Origin of the sequence: Dyella kyungheensis, assembly GCF_016905005.1 — a bacterium.
GTDB lineage: Bacteria > Pseudomonadota > Gammaproteobacteria > Xanthomonadales > Rhodanobacteraceae > Dyella > Dyella kyungheensis.
In genome coordinates this window covers 74513-93936 of sequence record NZ_JADIKC010000012.1, presented here as the reverse complement: position 1 = coordinate 93936, position 19424 = coordinate 74513, and the positions used below count along the sequence as shown (strand labels likewise).

The following is a 19424-nucleotide window of genomic DNA, read 5'->3' as shown; positions in this document are numbered from 1 at the left end:
CGTCATGCAGTGTGCGCTTCGGACCCGTCGCGCACAGGGACTGAGGCGCATCAAGCCGCGCAGTGCTCCACGATGTCCGCGTGCACCGTGCTCGACGTTTCCACCACTTCCAGCGCGTGCAGGTCCAGGCGCTTGAACAGCGCGCGGTCGTGCTCCACATCCGGGTTGCCGGTGGTGAGCAGCTTCTCGCCGTAGAAGATGGAATTGGCGCCGGCGAAGAAGCACAGCGCCTGCACGGCGTCGTCCATCTGCTGGCGGCCGGCGGAGAGGCGGACCATCGAGGCCGGCATCATGATGCGGGCGACGGCAATCGTGCGCACGAAGTCGAACGGATCGATCGCCTCGGTGCCGTTGAGCGGCGTGCCTTCCACCTGCACCAGCTGGTTGATCGGCACCGATTCGGGATGTTCCGGCAGGTTGGCCAGGGTCTGCAGCAGGCCGGCGCGCTGGTCGCGCGTTTCGCCCATGCCCACGATGCCGCCGCAGCAGGTCTTGAGGCCGGCTTCGCGCACGTTCTCCAGCGTGTCCAGGCGATCCTGGTACTGGCGCGTGTGGATGATCTCGCCGTAGAACTCCGGCGCGGTGTCCAGGTTGTGGTTGTAGAAGTCCAGGCCCGCGCCCTTGAGCGTCTTGGCCTGCTCGCCATTGAGCATGCCCAGGGTGGCGCAGGTTTCCAGGCCCAGTCCCTTTACCGCGCGCACGATCTCGGCGACCTTGGCCACGTCGCGGTCTTTCGGGCTGCGCCAGGCGGCGCCCATGCAGAAGCGGCTGGCGCCGGCATCCTTGGCGGCCTTGGCGCGTTCCAGCACGGCTTCCACGCTCATCAGTTTCTGCGCCTGCACGCCGGTGTCGTAGCGGGCGGCCTGGGGGCAGTAGGCGCAGTCTTCCGGGCAACCGCCGGTCTTGATCGAGAGCAGGGTGGATACCTGCACCGCGTTCGGATCGTGGTGTTCGCGGTGCACCGAATGGGCACGGTGCAGCAGCTCGTTGAACGGCAGTGCGAACAACGCGGCCACTTCGGCGCGCGTCCAGTCGTGACGGATGGGTGAGGCCATGGCGACAGCTCTGGGATGGGGGATGGCCACAAGTGTGGCAGCGCGTCTCTTCTTGTCAACTTCCGAAAAATTGTGCGAGTTGACGATGCGCGAACGTATGGCTGCCGCTACCATCGGGTTATCACCCAAGCGGAGTCGTTGGCATGAGCGCGGGACAAGGCAGCACGGGCAATGTGCTCGCAGCCATCTGCAGTTTCTTCATCCCCGGCCTGGGTCAGCTGGTGCAAGGGCGCTTCTGGCTTGCACTGGTGATGTTCGTGCTGGCGGCGATCCTGTGGATCGTCTGGCTGGGCTGGATCATCCACCTGTGGTCGATCCTCGACGCGGCGATGTTCAAGCCGAAGGTCTGATCGAGCATGCGCATGGATGCGCTCCCCGTCATACGCCCCCTGCTCGGTGCACTGCAACGCTTCGTGCTGCCGCACCGCTGCCTGCTGTGCGGCGCCGCGGGTGACCACGGCCTGGATCTTTGCCGCGACTGCGCCGCCGAACTTCCACGCAATCGGGTCTGCTGCGCGCGTTGTGCGTTGCCGTTGCCAGAGCCGGCGGAGCTGTGCGGTCTATGCCAGCGCCGCCCGCCGCCATGGGACGCGGCCTGGGTGCCGTTCCGCTACGCATGGCCGCTGGATCGGCTGGAGTCGCGCTTCAAGTTCGGCGCCGATCTCGCCACCGGGCGCGTGCTTTCGTCGCTGTGGTTGCGAGAGCCGCGACCGCCGGAGCTGCCGACCTGGCTGGTACCGGTGCCGTTGCATCTCGGCCGCCTGCGTACCCGTGGCTACAACCAGGCGCTGGAGCTGGCCAAGCCGCTGGCTGGCTGCCTCGATGTGTCGATTCATGCCGATGCCCTGAAGCGCCTGCGCAGCACCGCGGCGCAGACCGAACTCGGCGCACTCGACCGCCGACGCAACGTGCGGGCTGCCTTCAGCACACGTCCATCCGTCACCTGGCCGGCCCATGTCGCCTTGCTCGACGACGTCATGACCACCGGTGCGACGCTGGCCGAATGTGCCCGCGTGCTCAAGCGGGCCGGCGTGCAGCGCGTGGACGTCTGGGCGCTGGCCCGTGCACCGGCGGCGAAACACTAGCGGCGGCCGGGCACAGGCGCGGTATCAGCCCGGGACGCCTGCCTCGATGGCGATGCGGATCGCGTCGGCGCTGGTGGTGGCGCCCAGTCGCTTGAGCAGGCTGGCGCGATGCATCTTCACGGTCTTCTCTTCGATGCCCAGCTGCTCGCCGATTTTCTTGTTGCGCAGGCCGAGGGCCATGCATTCCAGCACCTGCTTCTGGCGGGGTGTGAGTGCTTTCACCAGGGCCGAGGCATGCGTGATGCGCAGGCTCTGCGACCGGTCGGGCGCCTCGGTGATATCCATCTGCGAGCCGATGAAATACTCGATGGTGCCATCGGGACCGAACAACGGCGCCACCATCACGGCGTTGCGGAACGGCGTGCCGTTCTTGCGGTAATTGGTGAGCACCACCAGCGCGGGACGCCCGTGTTCGATGGCCTCGCGCAGCGCCGTGCGCTGCGTGGGCTCGGTATCCGCGCCTTGCAGAAAACGGCAGTTGCGGTCCAGGATCTCGCGTTCCGGGTAACCGGTGAGCGTGCAGAACGCCGCATTGACGCAAACGATCGGGTTGTCCGGCAAACGCGGGTTGGTCACCAATGTCGCGATTGGAGAGAGGCTGATGGATGCGAACAAGGCGCCTTCAAACCCAGCTTCATGCATTGCTACTTTCCTCAGTCACCTGCTGCACAGGCAGATCAGATTCGAGCAGAACCGGTCGGTCATTCCAAGCCCTGCATACATACCGTTACAGCTAGCACTGTACCTGCAAGAGGCGGGCCGTCCAGCATTAAACCATTGGCGTATTCACGTCGTGCGGCAAGCGGCGCAGCATCGACGCGTTGTATCCCCTGGAGAAGCGTCATGCTGAACTGGCCCGAATACCGCAAACAACTGCTCGGCCGCATTGGCGAGATCGCCAAGCTGAGTCCCGACACGGTGGCTGGCTACCAGACGCTGTCCGGCGCCGGCAGCAAGACCGGGCATCTCGATGCCAAGACGCGTGAGTTGATTTCGCTGGCGGTGGCGGTGACCACGCGCTGCGACGGCTGCATCACCGTGCATACGGCCGAAGCGCTCAAGCAGGGCGCCACGCAGGACGAAATCGCCGAGGCGCTCGGCGTGGCCGTGGCCATGAACGCGGGCGCGGCGCTGGTGTATTCGGCGCGCGTGCTCGATGCCGTGCACGGTTATCAGTCAGAGCATTCCTAAGGCACCGATCGATAGGAATCGCCCACCACCCAGGCGCCGCTGGCGATGGCGGCGGAAATCACCAGTGCCGTCCACGCGGTGCGGTCGGTGGGTGTTGCGACGATGGCCGGTATCCACACCAGCGCGGTGATGATCGCCAGCATCGCCGCTTCCAGTCGTGCGGCCAGTTGCGGCAGCACGCCGAACAGCACCGCCAGGCAGGTGGCGATGCTGCAAGCGCCGGTGAAATAGGCCCAGCCCAGCGGGTACGGCAACCATGCAGGCACCAGCGCCACGGTCTGCTCGCTGTAAACGAAATGAGACAGTCCGATCATCGGCAGCGACAACGCAAACAGCACCCGCGCCGCACGCACGCCGCGCCGGCCGGCCAGATGGCGCAGCACGTCGCCGCGGTCGCCGAGCAGGCAGGCGAACAGCACCCATGCTCCCGCGAGTATCACCGCGATCTCGCCAAAGCCCAGCCAGGTGGCTTCCATCGATGGCACCACCAACACGGCGGGCAGCTTCAGCAGCACCACCCATACCAGCATGAACGCCACCAGCAGCGCCGAGGCCGGTCTTGCCGTGATTGGCAACAGCAAGCCGATGCCGGCGGCGAGTTCGATCAGCGCGAAGGCGTAGGCCACGGGACGCGCACCGGGCATGTGTTCGATCGGCAGGTGCTGCCAGACGAGGGCAACGTCGCCATAGATGAGGCCGAGCACGCCCAGCGCGATCATGCTCAGGGCAAGGAACGACTGCGACAGACGTGCGGGCGCCAGCGACGCGGCGCCGAAGGAGTTCAATGCCTCGCCACCCAGGGCGGTAGCCGATGACCGGTACGAACGCTCCATGCCTTGCTCCTTCACGATGGACGGACAGGGGAACAGCGATTCGATGCGAAGCCGGCCAGGATGCGGCCGTTGGATGAGATGGCCAGCGCCGAGGGCAGCGGCCGGGCCATTAGATCGGCTGATGCATCGCGGCGCAATCGAATGCGATGATGCGATGCCGCAGCCGCCGCTCGTTCGACCGCGCTGAAAGGAAGGAATGCCATGTATCGCCCACGCCCCATCGTCAGCCTGCCCGCCGACACGGATGCCGACGGCATCAAGCTCTACACGATTTCCGCCAGCGACGATGCGGTCGCCATCGCGCCCTATCTGCCGCGCCTGGCAGCCATGAAACAGGCACGGGCCATCCCCTGGTCGACCACGCCGGCCTTCGCCATTTGCCACGAAGCGGCGAAGGCGCGCTATCTGGTGCTGGGCTGGTGGGGCAACGACAACGAGATGTTCATTGCCGTGGCGGCGCAGGATGCCTCAGGCTGGGTCGAGGATCTCGCGCGCTATTCGTTCTGCCTGTGGGACATGGAAGTGATGTGGCATGAGCGCAATGCGTTCGTCGAAACCCTCTATGGCGAGGTGCCCAGTCTCGCGGCCTATCGCGCGAAGCGGATGGGCGACCGCTAGGCCGCGCGGCTGGCGGCGGCACGCTGCAACAGGAATTCGCGCTCGCGTTCGTTGCGCGTGAGCGAGGCGGCGCGTTCGAATTCCTCGCACGCCTCGTCGTGCCGGCCCAGTTTGCCGAGCAGGTCGCCGCGTACGCTCGGCAGCAGGTGATAGTGGCGAAGCAACGGTTCGTCGCGCAGTGCATCCACCAGCGACAGGCCGACCTCCGGACCGAATGCCTGCGCATGCGCCACCGCACGATTGAGTGCGACGACGGGCGATGGCATGCAGCGGGCGAGTGTGTCGTACAGCGCGGCGATGCGCGGCCAGTCGGTTTCGTCCGCGCTGCGTGCGCGTGCATGGCAGGCCGCGATGGCGGCCTGCAAGGTATACGGCCGCGCATTGCCGCCCAGCGCTTCGGCGCGTTGCAAAGCGGCGAGGCCGCGCCTGATCAGCAGCTGGTCCCAGCGTGCGCGGTTCTGCTTGTTCAACAGGGTGAGTTCGCCCTTCGGCCCCTGGCGCGCCGCCATGCGTGAAGCCTGGATCTCCATCAGCGCCACCAGCCCGTGCACTTCCGCTTCGAGCGGCGCGAGTCCGGCCAGCACGCGGCCCAGCCGCAGTGCTTCCTCGCACAGCGCCGGACGCATCCAGTCCCGGCCGGAGGTGGCGGCGTAGCCTTCGTTGAAGATGAGATAGACCACCTCCAGCACGGAGGCGAGGCGCACGGCGAGCTCATCGCCGCGCGGCACTTCGAACGGCACCTGCGCTTCGCTGAGCGTGCGCTTGGCGCGTACGATGCGCTGCGCCACCGTGGGCTCGGGCACCAGGAAGGCACGCGCGATTTCCGCAGTGGTGAGGCCGCCGAGCAGGCGCAGCGTCAGCGCGACACGCGCCTCGGTGGACAACACCGGATGGCATGCCGTGAAGATCAGGCTGAGCAGGTCGTCGCCGACCGGATTGTCGAGCATGGCATCCGGGTCCCCCGCGGATTGTTCCAGCTGGTCTTCGATCTCGCGCGTCAGTTCGCCTTCCTTGCGTCGATGCAAGGCATGGCGTCGCATCTGGTCGATGGCACGGTGCTTGGCGGTGGTCATCAGCCAGGCCCCCGGATTGCGGGGCACGCCTGTCTGCGGCCATTGTTCAAGCGCCGTGACCAGCGCGTCCTGCGCCAGTTCCTCGGCCACGCCGACGTCGCGGACGATGCGGGCGAGGCCGGCGATAAGTCGTGGCGATTCGATGCGCCAGACCGCGTCGATGGTGCGATGGATGTCGGAGGCCGTCATGGTCTCCGATCACAACACCACGCGTGGAGCCGCGCAAGTTCGTGCGCACCACGCGCCCCCCGTCACGGCGGTGACATCACCATCCAGTGCACGCCGAAACGATCGCGCAACATGCCGAAGCTCGACGCGAAGTAGGTCTTCGACAACGGCATGGACGCCTCGCCGCCGCCTTCCAGCAAGGCCTCGAACGAGCGCCTGGCTTCGCTGTCGTCCTTGGCGTTGATCACCAGCGAGAAACCGCGGAATTCCGGCGTGCCGCCGCATTCGCCGTCGGAGGCGTTGACCAGCGATTCGCCGATCTTCATCGACGCATGCATGATCTTCTCGCCGTCGGGCGGACGCGGGCCGGCGGCCTGGTCACCGGGCTGTTCGGGGCTGTCCTTGAAGCGGATCAGGTTCTGTACCTGTGCGCCGACGGCCTTGCCGTAGAAGGCGAGGGCTTCCTCGCAGCGGCCGTCGAAGAACAGATAAGGCTGGATGAGCATGGCTCGGATCTCCTGGCGGTTTCAGCGCACATCGCCGATGCGGGCGCGCTGCTGGGCTTCGAGTTCCCGTGCCTCGGGCGTGAACGCGTCGCCGAAATCCTCGGCTTCGAACACGCGGCGGATCTCGATCTCCGAGACGCCGTTCTCGAACGGGTTGGGTGCGCGTTTCATCCACTCGACGGCTTCGTCCAGCGAATTCAGCTGCAGCAGCCAGAAGCCGGCGATCAGCTCCCTGGTTTCCGCAAAGGGACCGTCGATGACGGTGCGCCGGTCGCCTTCATAGCGCACGCGCGCGCCGCGGCTGCTGGGATGCAGGCCTTCGCCGGCCAGCATCACGCCGGCCTTGACCAGTTCCTCGTTGAAGCGGGTCATCTCGGTGAGCAGCTTCTCGCTCGGCATCTCGCCGGCCTCGGAAGCGCCGGTGGCCCTGACCATGGCTATGAATCGCATTGTCGTCACTCCTGTCGGTCGAATCGTGGCCACCGGAAGGCGGCTCTCATGCACACGACGAACGAGCCTGGGGGGAATCGACAGGGTAGGAGGTCGAACTTGTAGACGACGTGGAGATTCCCTTGTGGGAGCGCACTCTGTGCGCGACAACCCGGCCGCGAGGCGATCGGTTGTCGCGCACAGGGTGCGCTCCCACAGGAGGGAAGGGGTCAGCGGAACGCCAGTGCCAGCACGATGCCGATCCACACCGCCATGCCCAGCCAGTTGTTGTTGCGGAAGGCCCACAGGCAGGCGGCGCGGTCGTGGCCGCGGATGCGCCACAGTTGCCAGCCGAACAGGCCGGCCGCCGCCAGCAGGCTCAGCCAATACGGCCAGCCCAGCGTGGCGCGCTGGCCCACGAACACCATGGCCAGCAGGAAGGTGGCCATCAGGATGCCGAGGATCGGTAGGTCGGCATCGCCAAACAGGATCGCGGTGGACTTGGCGCCCGCCTCGATGTCCTCGTCGCGGTCGACCATCGCGTACTGGGTGTCGTACACCACCGACCAGATGATGTTCGCGATGAACAGCAGCCAGCCCACTGGCGGCACCGTGTTCATCACGGCGGCGAATGCCATCGGGATCGCCCAGCCGAACGCCGCGCCCAGCACCACCTGCGGCAGATGCGTATAGCGCTTGGTGAACGGATAGACCGCGGCCAGCGCCGCGCCCGCGAACGACAGCCAGATGGTGAGCTTGTTGGTGAACAGCACCAGCACGAAGGAAAACACCAGCAGGCTGGCGAACACGATCAGCGCCTCGCGCGGCGTCACCCGTCCAGCCGCGATGGGTCGCCCGGCAGTGCGTTCTACCTGCGGATCGAGCTTGCGGTCGGCGAAGTCGTTGATGGCGCAACCGGCTGCGCGCATCGAGAACACGCCCAGCGTAAAGATCACCAGCAGCTTCACCGGCGGAAAGTCCGAGGCCGCCAGCCACAACGCCCACCAGGTCGGCCACAGCAGCAGCAGGGCGCCGATCGGGCGATCCATGCGGGTCAGCACGAGGTAGTCGCGGGCCTTGCTGCGATAAGGCGCCGGCAGCCGCGTCAGCAGCCAGTCGAGCACGCGGGTGGCGCGGGAGGAACTGTCCGCCGGCTGCGCGGTGCGCGCGGGCTTGGCGCCGGGACGCGGACGCGGCGTACTGGTGGTCGGCAGGTTGCGCCGCTGGCGCTTGCGGGAAGTAGGAGCCATCCATCCAGTGTAGCGTGGCCTACCGCGACGGGTCGCGTGACGCAGGCCCGCTTTGCAAGCCGCACGGTGTCGCAACACGGTCACAAAGCGGCCTAAACTTGAGGTTTCACCGCCGGACCAGGCCCATGCCCCAAGCCCTGAGCCACATCGCCCTGATCGTTGCCCATCCCACCCGTACGGCCGATCTGTTGACCGGGGTATTTCCGGACGCGCGCATCGTTCGCGGGGAGGATCCGCAGGATGCGCATCCCGAAGTCATCGTCGAGATCGGCGGGTTGGAGTTCGCGTTGATCCGAGGTAATGGGCCGGCCTCACGCAACGGCGATCACATCGCCTTCGCCGTGAGCAAGGAAGAGCAATTGGCCTGTGCCGCACGCATGGACGCGTTGGCGCTGGATTATCAGATGGCGCGCGAGGACACGGCGTTGTATTTCAGCGACTACGACAACCATGTGTTTGAGTTGGAGGTGGTGGGGTCGTGACTGTAGGAGCGCACCCTGTGCGCGACTGACGGACCTCATTCCCTCAACAACAACCGATACGCCGGATTCTCGCTCTCATCCCGGAACGGATAGCCCAGCGTGTCGAGAAAGGCCTGGAACAGCGCGCGCTCGTCCGGTGGTACCTGGATACCGACCAGGATGCGGCCGTAGTCGGCACCCTGGTTGCGGTAATGGAACAGGCTGATGTTCCAGTCCGGATGCATGTTGCCGAGGAAGCGCGTGAGCGCGCCCGGCCGCTCGGGAAACTCGAAACGGTAAAGCCGCTCGTCGCGCGCCAGCGGTGAACTGCCGCCGATCATGTGGCGCAGATGCAGTTTGGCCAGTTCGTCGTCGGTGAGATCGAGCACGCCGAAGCCGTGCTCGCGGAAGGCGGCGATCAAGGTCTCGCGTTCATCGCGATGCGCCGTCTGCACGCCCACGAAGATATGCGCCTGGGCGGCATTGCCGATGCGGTAGTTGAATTCGGTGATGCTGCGCTGGTCCAGCGCGGCGCAGAAGCGGCGGAAGCTGCCGCGTTCCTCGGGAATGGTGACGGCGAACACCGCCTCGCGCTGCTCGCCCACTTCGGCGCGCTCCGCCACGAAGCGCAGGCGGTCGAAGTTGAGATTCGCGCCAGACACGATGGCGACCATCGGATGTTCCGACGCACCACGCGTTGCCACGTATTGCTTGAGTCCTGCCAGCGCCAGCGCACCGGCCGGCTCGGGCACGCTGCGCGTGTCCTGGAACACATCGCGGATGGCGGCGCAGATGGCGTCGGTATCGACGCGCAGCATGTCGTCCACGTAGCGCTGGCACAGCGCAAAGGTGAGATCGCCGACGCGCTTCACCGCGGTGCCGTCGGCAAACAGACCCACTTCGGACAAGCTGACCGGCGTGCCCGCGTGCAGCGACTGCACCATCGCATCGGAGTCGCAGGTCTGCACGCCAATCACTTTCACCTCAGGGCGCAGTGCCTTCACATAGGCTGCCACGCCCGCAATCAGGCCGCCGCCGCCCACCGGCACGAAGATCGCGTGCAGCGGGCCCGGATGCTGGCGCAGGATCTCCATGCCTACCGTCGCCTGTCCCGCAATCACCGCGGCATCGTCGAACGGGTGCACGAAGGTGTAGCCGTGCTCGGCCTGCAACCGCGCGGCGGCCGCCTGCGCATCGCTATACGAGTCGCCTGTCAGCATCACCGCCACATACTTGCCGCCCAGGCGACGCACCGCTTCCACTTTCACCTGCGGCGCGGTGACCGGCATCACGATCACCGCGTGGATGCCCAGTCGTGCGGCAGCGAGCGCAACGCCTTGGGCATGGTTGCCCGCCGAAGCGGCTATCACGCCACGTGCGCGCTCGCCCGCGCTCAGCTGCGACATGCGGTTGTAAGCGCCGCGCAGCTTGAACGAGAACACGGGCTGCTGGTCTTCGCGCTTGAGCAGCACGCGCTGGCCCAGCCGTTCTGACAGCAGTTCCGCCGGCTCAAGCGCGGTTTCGCGCGCCACCTCGTAGACACGCGCGCCCACCGTCTGCCGCAACAGCTCGTGTTCGCTCAGCCGAGTCTCGTCATCGGCGGTGGCGGCAAGTGCGTTCATGACGTGGCGAGCGGGTGGCTCACTTCGATCACATCCACCAGCTTTCGCGTCTGCTTGATGATCTGCTCCACCGTGTCGTCCGCGCCTTGCAGCACCAGGGTGAGTTGCGATACGGCCGGATCTTCCGTCGCAGCGACCGTCAACGTATCGATATTGCAGTGACGCGCGGCGAACAGGCCGGCCACGCGCATCAGTGCGCCGGATTCGTTTTGCAGGAGGATGGAAAGCGTGTGTTTCATTTTCAACTCCGTAGCCCTACCTATCCGTCATCCCGGCCTGCGCCGGGATGACGAGCGTTAGAACATGTCGCTCGTCGAACTACCCTGCGCATCCGGCGCTACCCGCGACGGAATGAAATCTCCCGTGATCATCTGCGCATACGTCGCACCGGGCCCCACCATGGGATACACGCCGGCATCCGGATCGATCATCACCTCAAGGAACGCCGGTCCCTCGAAGGCCAGAAAGTCCGCGATCGTCTCCGCCAGTTCCGCCTTGCTCTCAAGCCGTCTCGCCCATTCGAAACCGTCGGCCTGCGCGGCCTTGATGAAGTCCTTCTTGTGCAGGCTCTTGTCGGACGATGCAAAGCGGCCGCGGAAGAACAGCTTCTGCCACTGGCGCACCATGCCGTCGCCGATGTTGTTGAGCACCACCACTTTCACCGGCAGGCCATAGGTGGTGACGGTTTCCAGCTCGCCGAGGTTCATGCGGATGCTGGCATCGCCGTCGATATCGATCACCACGGCATCGCGGCGTGCGAACTGCGCACCGATCGCCGCGGGAAGGCCAAAGCCCATCGTGCCCATCGAGCCGGAGGTGAGCCAATGGCGCGGCTCGCGGAAATCGAAATACTGCGCCGACCACATCTGGTGCTGGCCCACGCCGGTGCTGATCACGGCACGGCCTTGCGTGTGCTGGTTGATTGTCTCGATCACCGCCTGGGGCTGGATCAGCGCGCTGTCGCGGTCGTAGTTCAGCGCATGGGTATGCTTGAGCGCGGCGATATGCGCGTGCCAGTTCGCATAGCGGCCATCGGCAGCGAAATGCAGGTCGTGACGTTGACCATACTGCTGCAGCCGCGACAGCGTGGCGTCGAGATCGCCGTGATGATGCCAGTGCACCGACTTCACCTTGCCGATCTCGGCCGGGTCGATGTCGATCTGCGCGATGAAGCGCGCGTGCGGCGCGAACTTGTCCGGCACGCTCGCCACGCGGTCGTCGAAGCGTGCGCCCAGCGCGAGCAGGAAGTCGCAATCCTCCACCGCGTAGTTGGCGTAGGCCGTGCCATGCATGCCCAGCATGTGCAGCGCGAGCGGTTCGGTCGTGTCCATGGCGCCGATGCCCATCAGGGTGGTCGTCACGGGCAGGCCGAACTGCTTGACGAACGCACGCAGGGTGGCCGACGACTCGCCCGCGATGATGCCGCCGCCAGCGTAGATCAGGGGTCGCTTCGCGTTCGCCAGCGCATCGAAGAAGGCCGCGCATTGCGCATCGTCCACGCGCGCGTTCTGGATGGCGTGCTGGCGTGCGCGATAGCCGGGAATGGGCAGGGTGCCTTCGCCGGCAAACGTCAGGGGACTGTTCTGCACGTCCTTGGGAATATCCACCACCACGGGTCCGGGACGTCCGCTGCGCGCGATTTCGAACGCGGTGCGCAAGGTCACTTCGAGCCGCTCCGGATCGGTGAGCAGAAATACATGCTTGGCGCACGGGCTCATGATGTTGCTGACGGGCGCTTCCTGGAAAGCGTCGCTGCCGAGTGCGCCTGTGGGCACCTGGCCGCAGATCACCACCATCGGCACCGAGTCGGACATGGCATCGCGCACCGGCGTCACCATGTTGGTGGCACCCGGACCGGAGGTGACGATGGCGACGCCCACCTTGCCCGAGGCGCGCGCATAACCGGCAGCCATGAAGCCCGCGCCCTGTTCGTTGGCAGGCACGATCAGCGGCATCGGCTCGCCGCCCATGGGTGACAGATGGGTGGCATTGAAACGGAACACCGCGTCGTACACAGGCAGGATCGCGCCGCCCGAATAACCGAACAGCACGTCGACGCCTTCATCGGCCAATACCTGCACCACCACTTCCGCGCCGCTCATGCTCTGGCCGGCGAGCGGATGGGTCGCGATGGGTGCGGGTATTTCCTTCTGCAGTGGCATGTTCACGTGGTCGGTTTTCCCCAGGGTGCCGCCGTTGCAACGGCGGTCGGAAGTCGGTTGGAAAAACTCCCTCCCTCGATCGCCGAGGGAGGGCCAAGGAGGGGCAATGCGTGCTTGCGGGAGAAGCACCCCTCTTAAGTCGAACAACAACCTGTGCGCTGCTGCGACGTGTGCAGCAGCGGTGTGACTTCAACCTACTTTCTTGAGCGGCTCGGCAGCGGCCTTCGGTGCATTGGCCTGCAGCCACGGCATGCGCGCGCGCAACTTGGCGCCCACCTGTTCCACCGGGTGCTCCAGGTCCGCCTGCTTGAACTTCTTGTAGTTCGGCAGGCCGGCCTGGTATTCGGCGATCCAGTTCTTGGCGAAGGTGCCGTCCTGGATGTCCTTGAGCACGTCCTTCATGCGCGCCTTGGTGTCGGCATCGATGATGCGCGGGCCGCTGACGTAGTCGCCGTACTGCGCCGTCTCGGAAATGAATTCGAGCATGCGCGAGATGCCGCCTTCGTAGAACAGGTCCACGATCAGCTTCAGCTCGTGCAACACTTCGTAATAGGCGATTTCCGGCTGATAACCGGCTTCCACCAGCGTTTCGAAGCCGGCCTGCACCAGCGAGCTGGCGCCGCCGCACAGCACCGCCTGTTCGCCGAACAGATCGGTCTCGGTCTCTTCCTTGAAGTCGGTCTTGATCAGCAGCGCGCGGCCGCCGCCAATGCCATCGGCATAGGCCTTGGCCTTGGCTTCGGCGTTGCCGCTGACGTCCTGATGCACGGCCCAGATGCTGGGCACGCCACGGCCGATTTCGTACTCGCGGCGCACCAGCGCGCCCGGCCCTTTCGGTGCCACCAGCACCACGTCGATATCCTTGCGCGGATCGATCTGCTTGAAGTGCACGTTGAAGCCATGCGCGAACAGCAGCGCGGCGCCGGGCTTGATGTTCGGCTCGATGTGCTCGCGATACAGCGCCGGCTGCACCATGTCGGGCGTGAGCACGGCGACCAGATCGGCGTCTTTCACTGCTTCGCCGGGCTCGGCCACATGGAAGCCTTCGGCGCGGGCCTTCTCCCACGAGGGGCCGCCCTTGCGCAGGCCAACCACCACGTCGAGACCGGAGTCGCGCAGGTTGAGTGCGTGGGCGCGGCCCTGGCTGCCGAAGCCTAGGACGGCGATGCGGGCCTTGGCCAGCGTGTCGTTGTTGTTGCTCATGCGGTGACTCCTGCGTTCGTGTCTTCGTTGACGTGTCGGGAAACAGAGGCGGATGAACTGCGTGATGCGGAGGGTTGCGTGGTGGCGCCTTCGGAAGCGGAGCCCACCAGGGCGACGTACTTGGCCATGGCGCCGCGTGTGACCTTGGGCGCCGGCGGTTGCCAGTTCGCGCGGCGCGCGGCGAGATCGGCGGTGGTGCTGATCTGGCGCGACTCGGCATCGATGCGGATGCGGTCGCCTTCGTGCAACAGCGCGATCGGGCCGCCACGTGCGGCTTCCGGTGCGATGTGGCCGACCATGTAACCGTGGGTGGCGCCGGAGAAGCGGCCGTCGGTGATCAGCGCCACGTCGTCGCCCATGCCGCGGCCGATCAGCGCCGCGGTGACGCCGAGCATTTCGCGCATGCCGGGACCGCCCGCGGGGCCTTCGTTGCGGATGACGATGACGTCGCCCTTCTCGATGCTGCCCCCCTGCACGGCGGCGAAGGCTTGTTCCTCGCTTTCGAACACCCGCGCGCGGCCTTCGAAATGATTGGCGCCTTTGCCGGCCAGCTTGAGGATGCATCCTTCCGGCGCGAGATTGCCGTACAGGATGGAATAGCCGCCGCGCGGCTTCAGCGGCTGCGCGACCGGATGCACCACGTCCTGTGTCTCCGCTCGCGGTGCTGCCGCTACTTCCTCGAACAGGCTGCGGCCGGTGACGGTGGGCGCATCGATCAGCATGTCGGCCGCGATGAGTTCTTCCGCCACGCGCGCGCTGCCGCCGGCGCCGAACATTTCCACCGCGGTATAGCGGCCGCCGGGCAGGAGATCGGCAATCACCGGCGTGTGCCTGGAGGCCGGCTCGAAATCCTCCAGCGTCCATGGCGTACCGGCTTCGCGCGCGATGGCGAGCAGATGCAACACGGCGTTGGTGGAACCGGCGGTGGCGGCGACCATGCGCGCGGCATTGCGGAACGCCGTTTCGCTGAGCAGTTCGCGCGGCGTGCGGTTCTCCTTCAGGCACTCCATCACCAGTTCGCCGCAGCGATGTGCTGCGACGGCCTTCGCCGGATGGGTGGCGGGAATATCGTTGAAGCCCATCGGCGACAGGCCGAGCGTAGACAACACCATCGCCATGGTGTTGGCGGTGAACTGGCCGCCGCAGGCACCCGCGCCGGGGCAGGCATCGCGTTCCACCGAAGTGAGTTCGGCGTCGCTGATCTTGCCCGCACCATGCGCGCCGACGGCCTCGAACACCTGCTGGATGGTGATCGGATGGTTGTCGTGGGTACCGTGCGCAATGGTGCCGCCGTACATCGCGACGGCCGGGATATTGAGCCGGGCCATCGCCATGGCGGCGGCAGGAATGGTCTTGTCGCAGCCGCACAGCACCACCATCGCATCGAGGCAGTGGCCGTCGACCGCTAGTTCGATGGAATCGGTGATCACCTCGCGGCTGATCAGCGAGGCACGCATGCCGGGCGTGCCCATGGCGATGCCGTCGGTGACGGCAATGGTGTTGAACTCCACCGGCGTGCCGCCCGCGGCGCGGATGCCGTTGGCCACATGTTCGGCCAGCTCGCGCAGGTTGAGGTTGCACGGGCTCACGTTCGACCACGTATGCACCACCGCCACCAGCGGCTTGGCGATCGCTTCGTCGTCCAGGCCGGTGGCGCGCAACATGGCGCGTGCGGGCGCGCGGTCGGGGCCGGTCTTGATCAGGTCACTGCGCATGCGTGTTCCTTGAAGTGTTCGTCGATGACTCAGCCACAGGCGCGCCCCCAGCGAAGGAAGGCCGCGGCGTTGCAGGCGTGTTCGTCGATGGCGGCGAGCACGGCGTCCAGCACGTCCTGCGTGCCGGCGCTGCCGCCGATGTCGCGGGTGTGCGGACCGTGTTCCAGCACGTCGGCGACGGCGGCCTCCACCATCGCGGCCTCCTGTTCCAGGCCCAGCGAGTGGCGCAGCAGCATGGCGGTGGAGAGGATCGCGCCGATGGGATTGGCCACGCCCTGGCCGGCGATATCCGGCGCTGAACCGTGGATCGGTTCGTACAGTCCGCCCTTCGCTTCACCCAGCGACGCCGACGGCAACAAGCCGAGCGAGCCGGCCAAGGCGGCGGCCTCGTCGGTGAGGATGTCGCCGAACAGGTTCTCGGTGACCACCACGTCGTACTTGCCGGGCTGGGTGAGCAGCAGCATGGCCATGGAATCGACCAGCTGGTGTTCCAGTTTCACATCCGGGAATTCCTGCGCGATGCGCTGAACGGTGGTGCGCCACAGGCGCGAGGTTTCCAGCACGTTGGCCTTGTCGACCGAGGTGACGTGCTTGCGCCGTTCGCGCGCCAGCTGGAAGGCGCGGCGGGTGACGCGCTCGACTTCGGCCACGGTGTACTTGCACTCGTCGATGGCGGTGTCGATGGTGCGCGTCTTGGCGCCGAAGTACGCGCCACCGGTGAGTTCGCGCACGAACAGCACGTCGACGTTCTTCAGCTTCTCGTTCTTCAACGGCGACAGCTCGGCCAGCGCCGGATGGACCTGCAGCGGACGCAGGTTGGCGTAGACGCCCAGCGCGGCGCGCAGCGCGAGCAGACCCTGCTCCGGACGTACCGGTGCATTCGGATCGGACCACTTCGGCCCACCCACCGCGCCCAGCAACACCGCGTCGGCCGCCTTGCATGCGTCCAGCGATGCCTTGGGCAGCGGTTCGCCGGTGGCATCGATGGCGCAGCCGCCGATCTGATGTTCCTCAAAATGGAAATGGTGGTCGTAATGCGCGGCAATCGTGTCGAGCACGGCGACAGCCGCTGCGGTGACTTCGGGGCCGACGCCGTCGCCGGGCAGGGTGACGATGTGCGCTCTCATGCGGCTTTCTCCACGCGTTGTTCGTAGGCAGTGATGGCGTCAGCGTGTTGCTGGAGGTATCCAAGCTGATCGACGCCGTTGAGCAGGCAGTGGCGTGCGAAGGCTTCGAGCTGGAAGCGGATATGGCCGCCGTCGGGCAGGGCGATCACCTGCTCGCGCACGTCGATGGAAAGCTCGACGCCGGGATGCTCGAGCAGCCAGCGGTGTTCGGCTTCGTTCAGCACGATGGCGAGCAGGCCGTTCTTCAGCGCGTTGTTGCGGAAGATGTCCGCGATCTCGCTGCACAGTACGGCCTGGATGCCGTAATCCAGCAGTGCCCACGGCGCGTGCTCACGGGAGGAACCGCAACCGAAATTGCGGCCGGCGACGAGGATGGAGCAGCCCTTCGCCTGTGGCTGGTTGAGCGGAAAAGCCGGGTTGTCGCTGCCATCGGCCTGGTAGCGCCAGTCGTTGAAGCACAGCTTGCCGAGCCCCGCGCGTTCGGTGGTGGTGAGGAAGCGCGCGGGAATGATGCGGTCGGTGTCGATGTTCTCGTCCGGCAGCACGGCGGTGCGGGAGTGGAGGCGGGTGATGGGTTTCATGCGGCAACCTCCGTCAGGTACTCGCGCGGATCGGCAATACGCCCAGCCACGGCGGAAGCCGCAGCGGTAGCGGGACTCGCCAGCACCGTGCGCGCGCCCTTGCCCTGGCGGCCTTCGAAGTTGCGGTTGGAGGTACTCACCACCAGTTGGCCCGGTTGAGCGAAGTCGCCATTCATGGCGATGCACATCGAACAACCCGGCTCGCGCCACTCGGCCCCCGCTGCAGTAAACACGTGATGCAGTCCTTCGCGTTCCGCATCGCGGCGCACCGCTTCGGAGCCCGGCACCACCAGCATGCGCACGCCTTCGGCGACGCGACGCCCGCGCAACACATGCGCGGCTTCGCGCAGGTCGGACAGGCGAGAGTTGGTACAGCTGCCCACGAACACCACATCGACCGGGGTGCCCTGCATGGGCTTGCCCGCCTCGGCCTTCATGTAATCCAGCGCACGCTTTTCCTGCGCGTTGCGTGCGGCAGGCACCGGCTTGTCCATCGCGATGGCCATGCCCGGATGCGTGCCGTAGGTGACCGTGGGGCGAACCTTGCTCGCATCGATGCGCACTTCGCGGTCGTACTCGGCGCCGTCGTCCGTGCGCAGCGACTTCCAGCGTGCGACGGCCTCGTCCCAGGCAGCGCCTTGCGGTGCACGCGGACGGCCTTTCAACCAGGCGAAGGTGGTCTCGTCCGGCGCGATCAGGCCGGCGCGGGCGCCGGCTTCGATCGACATGTTGCACACCGTCATGCGCTCTTCCATCGACAGCTGTTCGATGGCGTCGCCTCGGTACTCGATCACATGGCCGGTGCCGCCATCCACGCCGATCTCGCCGATGATGTGCAGGATCAGGTCTTTCGCGCCCACGCCTGCGGGCAGATGACCATCCACGTGGATGGCGAGCGTCTTCGCCTTGCGCTGGAGCAGGCACTGCGTGGCCATCACGTGGCCCACTTCAGTGGTGCCGATGCCGAACGCGAGCGCGCCGAAGGCGCCGTGCGTGGAAGTGTGGCTGTCGCCGCAGACGATGGTCATGCCCGGCTGCGTGGCGCCCAGCTCAGGCCCGAACACATGCACCACGCCGCGGTCGCTGCTGCCCCAGCCGTGCAGCTCGACGCCGAATTCGGCGCAGTTGGTCTCCAGTTGCGTGACTTGCGCTTTGGCCTCGGCATTCGCATAAGGGCGCTCGCCATCGGGACCGGCAGGCAAGGTCGGCGTGGAATGATCCAGCGTGGCCAGCATGCGATCGGGGCGGCGCAGCTTCAGTCCGCGCTCGCGCAGTTCGCTGAAGGCCTGCGGCGAGGTGACTTCGTGCACCAGGTGCAGATCGACGTACAGGATCGCCGGGGTGTCCGCCGATTCGGGCGCGACCACGTGCGCATCCCACACTTTCTCGAACAATGTCTTTGCCATTACGCAGCCTCCTGCGCTGCTTCGACCTGCACGGGGGTGAGCCATCCCCACTGGTCGGCTGTCGTGCCATCGAACAAACCAAAGAAAGCCTTCTGCAGCGCGCGCGTGACGTCGCCCGGACGTCCGGCGCCCACCGGCTTGCGATCAACCGAGCGCACGGGCGTGATCTCCGCCGCGGTGCCGGTCATGAAGATTTCGTCCGCGGTGTACAGCGCTTCGCGCGGCAGGTCGCGTTCTTCCACCACGATGCCCAGCTCGCCGGCCAAGGTGATCACCGATTCGCGCGTGATGCCGGCCAGGATGCCGGCGCTGGTCGGCGGCGTGAGCAGCTTGTTGTTCTTAACCAGGAACAGGTTCTCGCCCGCGCCTTCGCTCAACAGGCCGTTGTGGCCCAGCGCGATGCCCTCGGCGTAGCCCCCGCGACGCGCTTCGAGCGCGATCAGCTGGCTGCTGAGGTAATTGCCGCCGGCCTTGGCCCAGCTGGGAAAGGTGTTCGGTGCCGGGCGCTGCCACGACGACACGCACACGTCGGCGCCATGCTCCAGCGCATCGCCCAGGTACGCGCCCCATTCCAGCGCCATGATCGCCACGTCCACCGGCGAATCCGTCTTCGGCAACACGCCCAGGCCACCCGCGCCGCGGAACACGATGGGGCGCACATAGGCCGACTTCATGCGATTGGCGCGGATCACTTCGTGGCAGGCCGCGTTGATCTCGTCTTCGCTGTAGCCGATCTCGATCTCATAGATGCGCGCCGACTCGAACAGGCGGCGCGTGTGGTCGGCCAGGCGGAAATAGGCCGGTCCTTGCGGCGTCGCATACACGCGTTCGCCTTCGAACACCGAGGAGCCGTAGTGCAGCGCATGGGTGCTGACGTGGACCGTAGCCTCGGTCCATGGCTTGATCTGGCCGTTGTGCCACAGGAATGGCGTGGTCATC

General features: G+C 66.3%; 21 protein-coding genes. 5 read left to right on the top strand and 16 right to left on the bottom strand.

What is annotated here, in order from left to right; all coding sequences use genetic code 11:
* Window positions 1-50: 50 nt before the first annotated feature.
* Entirely contained in the window at window positions 51-1055 is a 1005-nt protein-coding gene (bioB, locus tag ISP20_RS20255; protein WP_204637955.1) for a biotin synthase BioB, read from the bottom strand.
* 143 nt (window positions 1056-1198) lie between these two features.
* Here bioB and ISP20_RS20250 point away from each other — a divergent pair, with 143 nt between their 5' ends.
* Both ISP20_RS20250 and ISP20_RS20245 read left to right on the top strand, forming a co-directional pair.
* On the top strand, window positions 1199-1405 hold the full coding sequence (locus ISP20_RS20250; protein WP_204637954.1) for a hypothetical protein: 207 nt from the start codon (window positions 1199-1201) through the stop codon (window positions 1403-1405).
* A 12-nt stretch (window positions 1406-1417) separates the two neighbouring features.
* Window positions 1418-2140, top strand: a complete 723-nt coding sequence (locus ISP20_RS20245; protein ID WP_204637953.1) for a ComF family protein — start codon at window positions 1418-1420, stop codon at window positions 2138-2140.
* Between the two features lie 24 nt (window positions 2141-2164).
* Here the strand turns inward: ISP20_RS20245 and ISP20_RS20240 are convergent, their stop codons facing one another.
* Complete coding sequence (locus ISP20_RS20240) at window positions 2165-2782, bottom strand: PAS domain-containing protein (protein WP_204637952.1); 618 nt, start codon at window positions 2780-2782, stop codon at window positions 2165-2167.
* 201 nt (window positions 2783-2983) lie between these two features.
* On the opposite strand from ISP20_RS20240, the gene ISP20_RS20235 reads away from it, so the two are divergent.
* Window positions 2984-3331, top strand: coding sequence for a carboxymuconolactone decarboxylase family protein (locus tag ISP20_RS20235; protein ID WP_204637951.1), 348 nt, complete (start codon window positions 2984-2986; stop codon window positions 3329-3331).
* Here the strand turns inward: ISP20_RS20235 and ISP20_RS20230 are convergent.
* Window positions 3328-4164 carry a DoxX family protein gene (locus ISP20_RS20230; RefSeq protein ID WP_204637950.1) on the bottom strand — a complete coding sequence of 279 codons (837 nt, stop codon included), beginning with the start codon at window positions 4162-4164 and terminating at the stop codon, window positions 3328-3330. The genes ISP20_RS20235 and ISP20_RS20230 overlap by 4 nt on opposite strands.
* A gap of 201 nt (window positions 4165-4365) precedes the next feature.
* On the opposite strand from ISP20_RS20230, the gene ISP20_RS20225 reads away from it, so the two are divergent.
* Window positions 4366-4782, top strand: a complete 417-nt coding sequence (locus ISP20_RS20225) for a hypothetical protein (protein WP_204637949.1) — start codon at window positions 4366-4368, stop codon at window positions 4780-4782.
* Here ISP20_RS20225 and ISP20_RS20220 read toward each other — a convergent pair.
* The 4 genes from ISP20_RS20220 to ubiA all read right to left on the bottom strand — a co-directional run bounded on the left by ISP20_RS20220 (window position 4779) and on the right by ubiA (window position 8208).
* Window positions 4779-6044, bottom strand: coding sequence for an RNA polymerase sigma factor (locus ISP20_RS20220; protein ID WP_204637948.1), 1266 nt, complete (start codon window positions 6042-6044; stop codon window positions 4779-4781). The genes ISP20_RS20225 and ISP20_RS20220 overlap by 4 nt on opposite strands.
* Window positions 6045-6106: 62 nt before the next feature.
* Window positions 6107-6529 carry a VOC family protein gene (locus ISP20_RS20215; RefSeq protein ID WP_204637947.1) on the bottom strand — a complete coding sequence of 141 codons (423 nt, stop codon included), beginning with the start codon at window positions 6527-6529 and terminating at the stop codon, window positions 6107-6109.
* Between the two features lie 21 nt (window positions 6530-6550).
* The gene (locus tag ISP20_RS20210; RefSeq protein WP_204637946.1) at window positions 6551-6979 is read right to left on the bottom strand and encodes a YciI family protein; all 429 of its coding nucleotides are present in this window, start codon (window positions 6977-6979) and stop codon (window positions 6551-6553) included.
* Window positions 6980-7188: 209 nt separating this feature from the next.
* Window positions 7189-8208, bottom strand: a complete 1020-nt coding sequence (gene ubiA / locus ISP20_RS20205) for a 4-hydroxybenzoate octaprenyltransferase (RefSeq protein WP_239536219.1) — start codon at window positions 8206-8208, stop codon at window positions 7189-7191.
* A gap of 125 nt (window positions 8209-8333) precedes the next feature.
* Between ubiA and ISP20_RS20200 the strand changes: the two genes are divergently transcribed.
* On the top strand, window positions 8334-8690 hold the full coding sequence (locus ISP20_RS20200; RefSeq protein ID WP_204637945.1) for a VOC family protein: 357 nt from the start codon (window positions 8334-8336) through the stop codon (window positions 8688-8690).
* A 35-nt stretch (window positions 8691-8725) separates the two neighbouring features.
* Here the strand turns inward: ISP20_RS20200 and ilvA are convergent, their stop codons facing one another.
* The 9 genes from ilvA to ISP20_RS20155 all read right to left on the bottom strand — a co-directional run bounded on the left by ilvA (window position 8726) and on the right by ISP20_RS20155 (window position 19423).
* On the bottom strand, window positions 8726-10291 hold the full coding sequence (gene ilvA, locus ISP20_RS20195; protein ID WP_204637944.1) for a threonine ammonia-lyase, biosynthetic: 1566 nt from the start codon (window positions 10289-10291) through the stop codon (window positions 8726-8728).
* Window positions 10288-10530, bottom strand: a complete 243-nt coding sequence (gene ilvN / locus ISP20_RS20190; protein WP_204637943.1) for an acetolactate synthase small subunit — start codon at window positions 10528-10530, stop codon at window positions 10288-10290. The genes ilvA and ilvN overlap by 4 nt, the downstream gene beginning before the upstream one ends.
* 57 nt (window positions 10531-10587) lie before the next feature.
* On the bottom strand, window positions 10588-12453 hold the full coding sequence (gene ilvB / locus ISP20_RS20185; RefSeq protein ID WP_204638030.1) for a biosynthetic-type acetolactate synthase large subunit: 1866 nt from the start codon (window positions 12451-12453) through the stop codon (window positions 10588-10590).
* Window positions 12454-12642: 189 nt separating this feature from the next.
* On the bottom strand, window positions 12643-13656 hold the full coding sequence (gene ilvC / locus ISP20_RS20180) for a ketol-acid reductoisomerase (RefSeq protein WP_204637942.1): 1014 nt from the start codon (window positions 13654-13656) through the stop codon (window positions 12643-12645).
* Window positions 13653-15371 (bottom strand): dihydroxy-acid dehydratase, encoded by a 1719-nt coding sequence (ilvD, locus tag ISP20_RS20175; protein WP_204637941.1) that lies wholly within the window; start codon window positions 15369-15371, stop codon window positions 13653-13655. Before ilvD ends, ilvC begins: the two co-directional genes overlap by 4 nt.
* Before the next feature lie 29 nt (window positions 15372-15400).
* On the bottom strand, window positions 15401-16498 hold the full coding sequence (gene leuB / locus ISP20_RS20170; protein ID WP_204637940.1) for a 3-isopropylmalate dehydrogenase: 1098 nt from the start codon (window positions 16496-16498) through the stop codon (window positions 15401-15403).
* Window positions 16495-17079 carry a 3-isopropylmalate dehydratase small subunit gene (leuD, locus tag ISP20_RS20165; RefSeq protein ID WP_204637939.1) on the bottom strand — a complete coding sequence of 195 codons (585 nt, stop codon included), beginning with the start codon at window positions 17077-17079 and terminating at the stop codon, window positions 16495-16497. The genes leuB and leuD overlap by 4 nt, the downstream gene beginning before the upstream one ends.
* A complete protein-coding gene (leuC, locus tag ISP20_RS20160; RefSeq protein ID WP_204637938.1) occupies window positions 17076-18485 on the bottom strand; it encodes a 3-isopropylmalate dehydratase large subunit in 1410 nt (469 codons plus the stop codon). Before leuC ends, leuD begins: the two co-directional genes overlap by 4 nt.
* Window positions 18485-19423, bottom strand: a complete 939-nt coding sequence (locus tag ISP20_RS20155) for a branched-chain amino acid transaminase (RefSeq protein WP_121883563.1) — start codon at window positions 19421-19423, stop codon at window positions 18485-18487. The genes leuC and ISP20_RS20155 overlap by 1 nt, the downstream gene beginning before the upstream one ends.
* Between the last annotated feature and the right edge of the window lies 1 nt (window position 19424).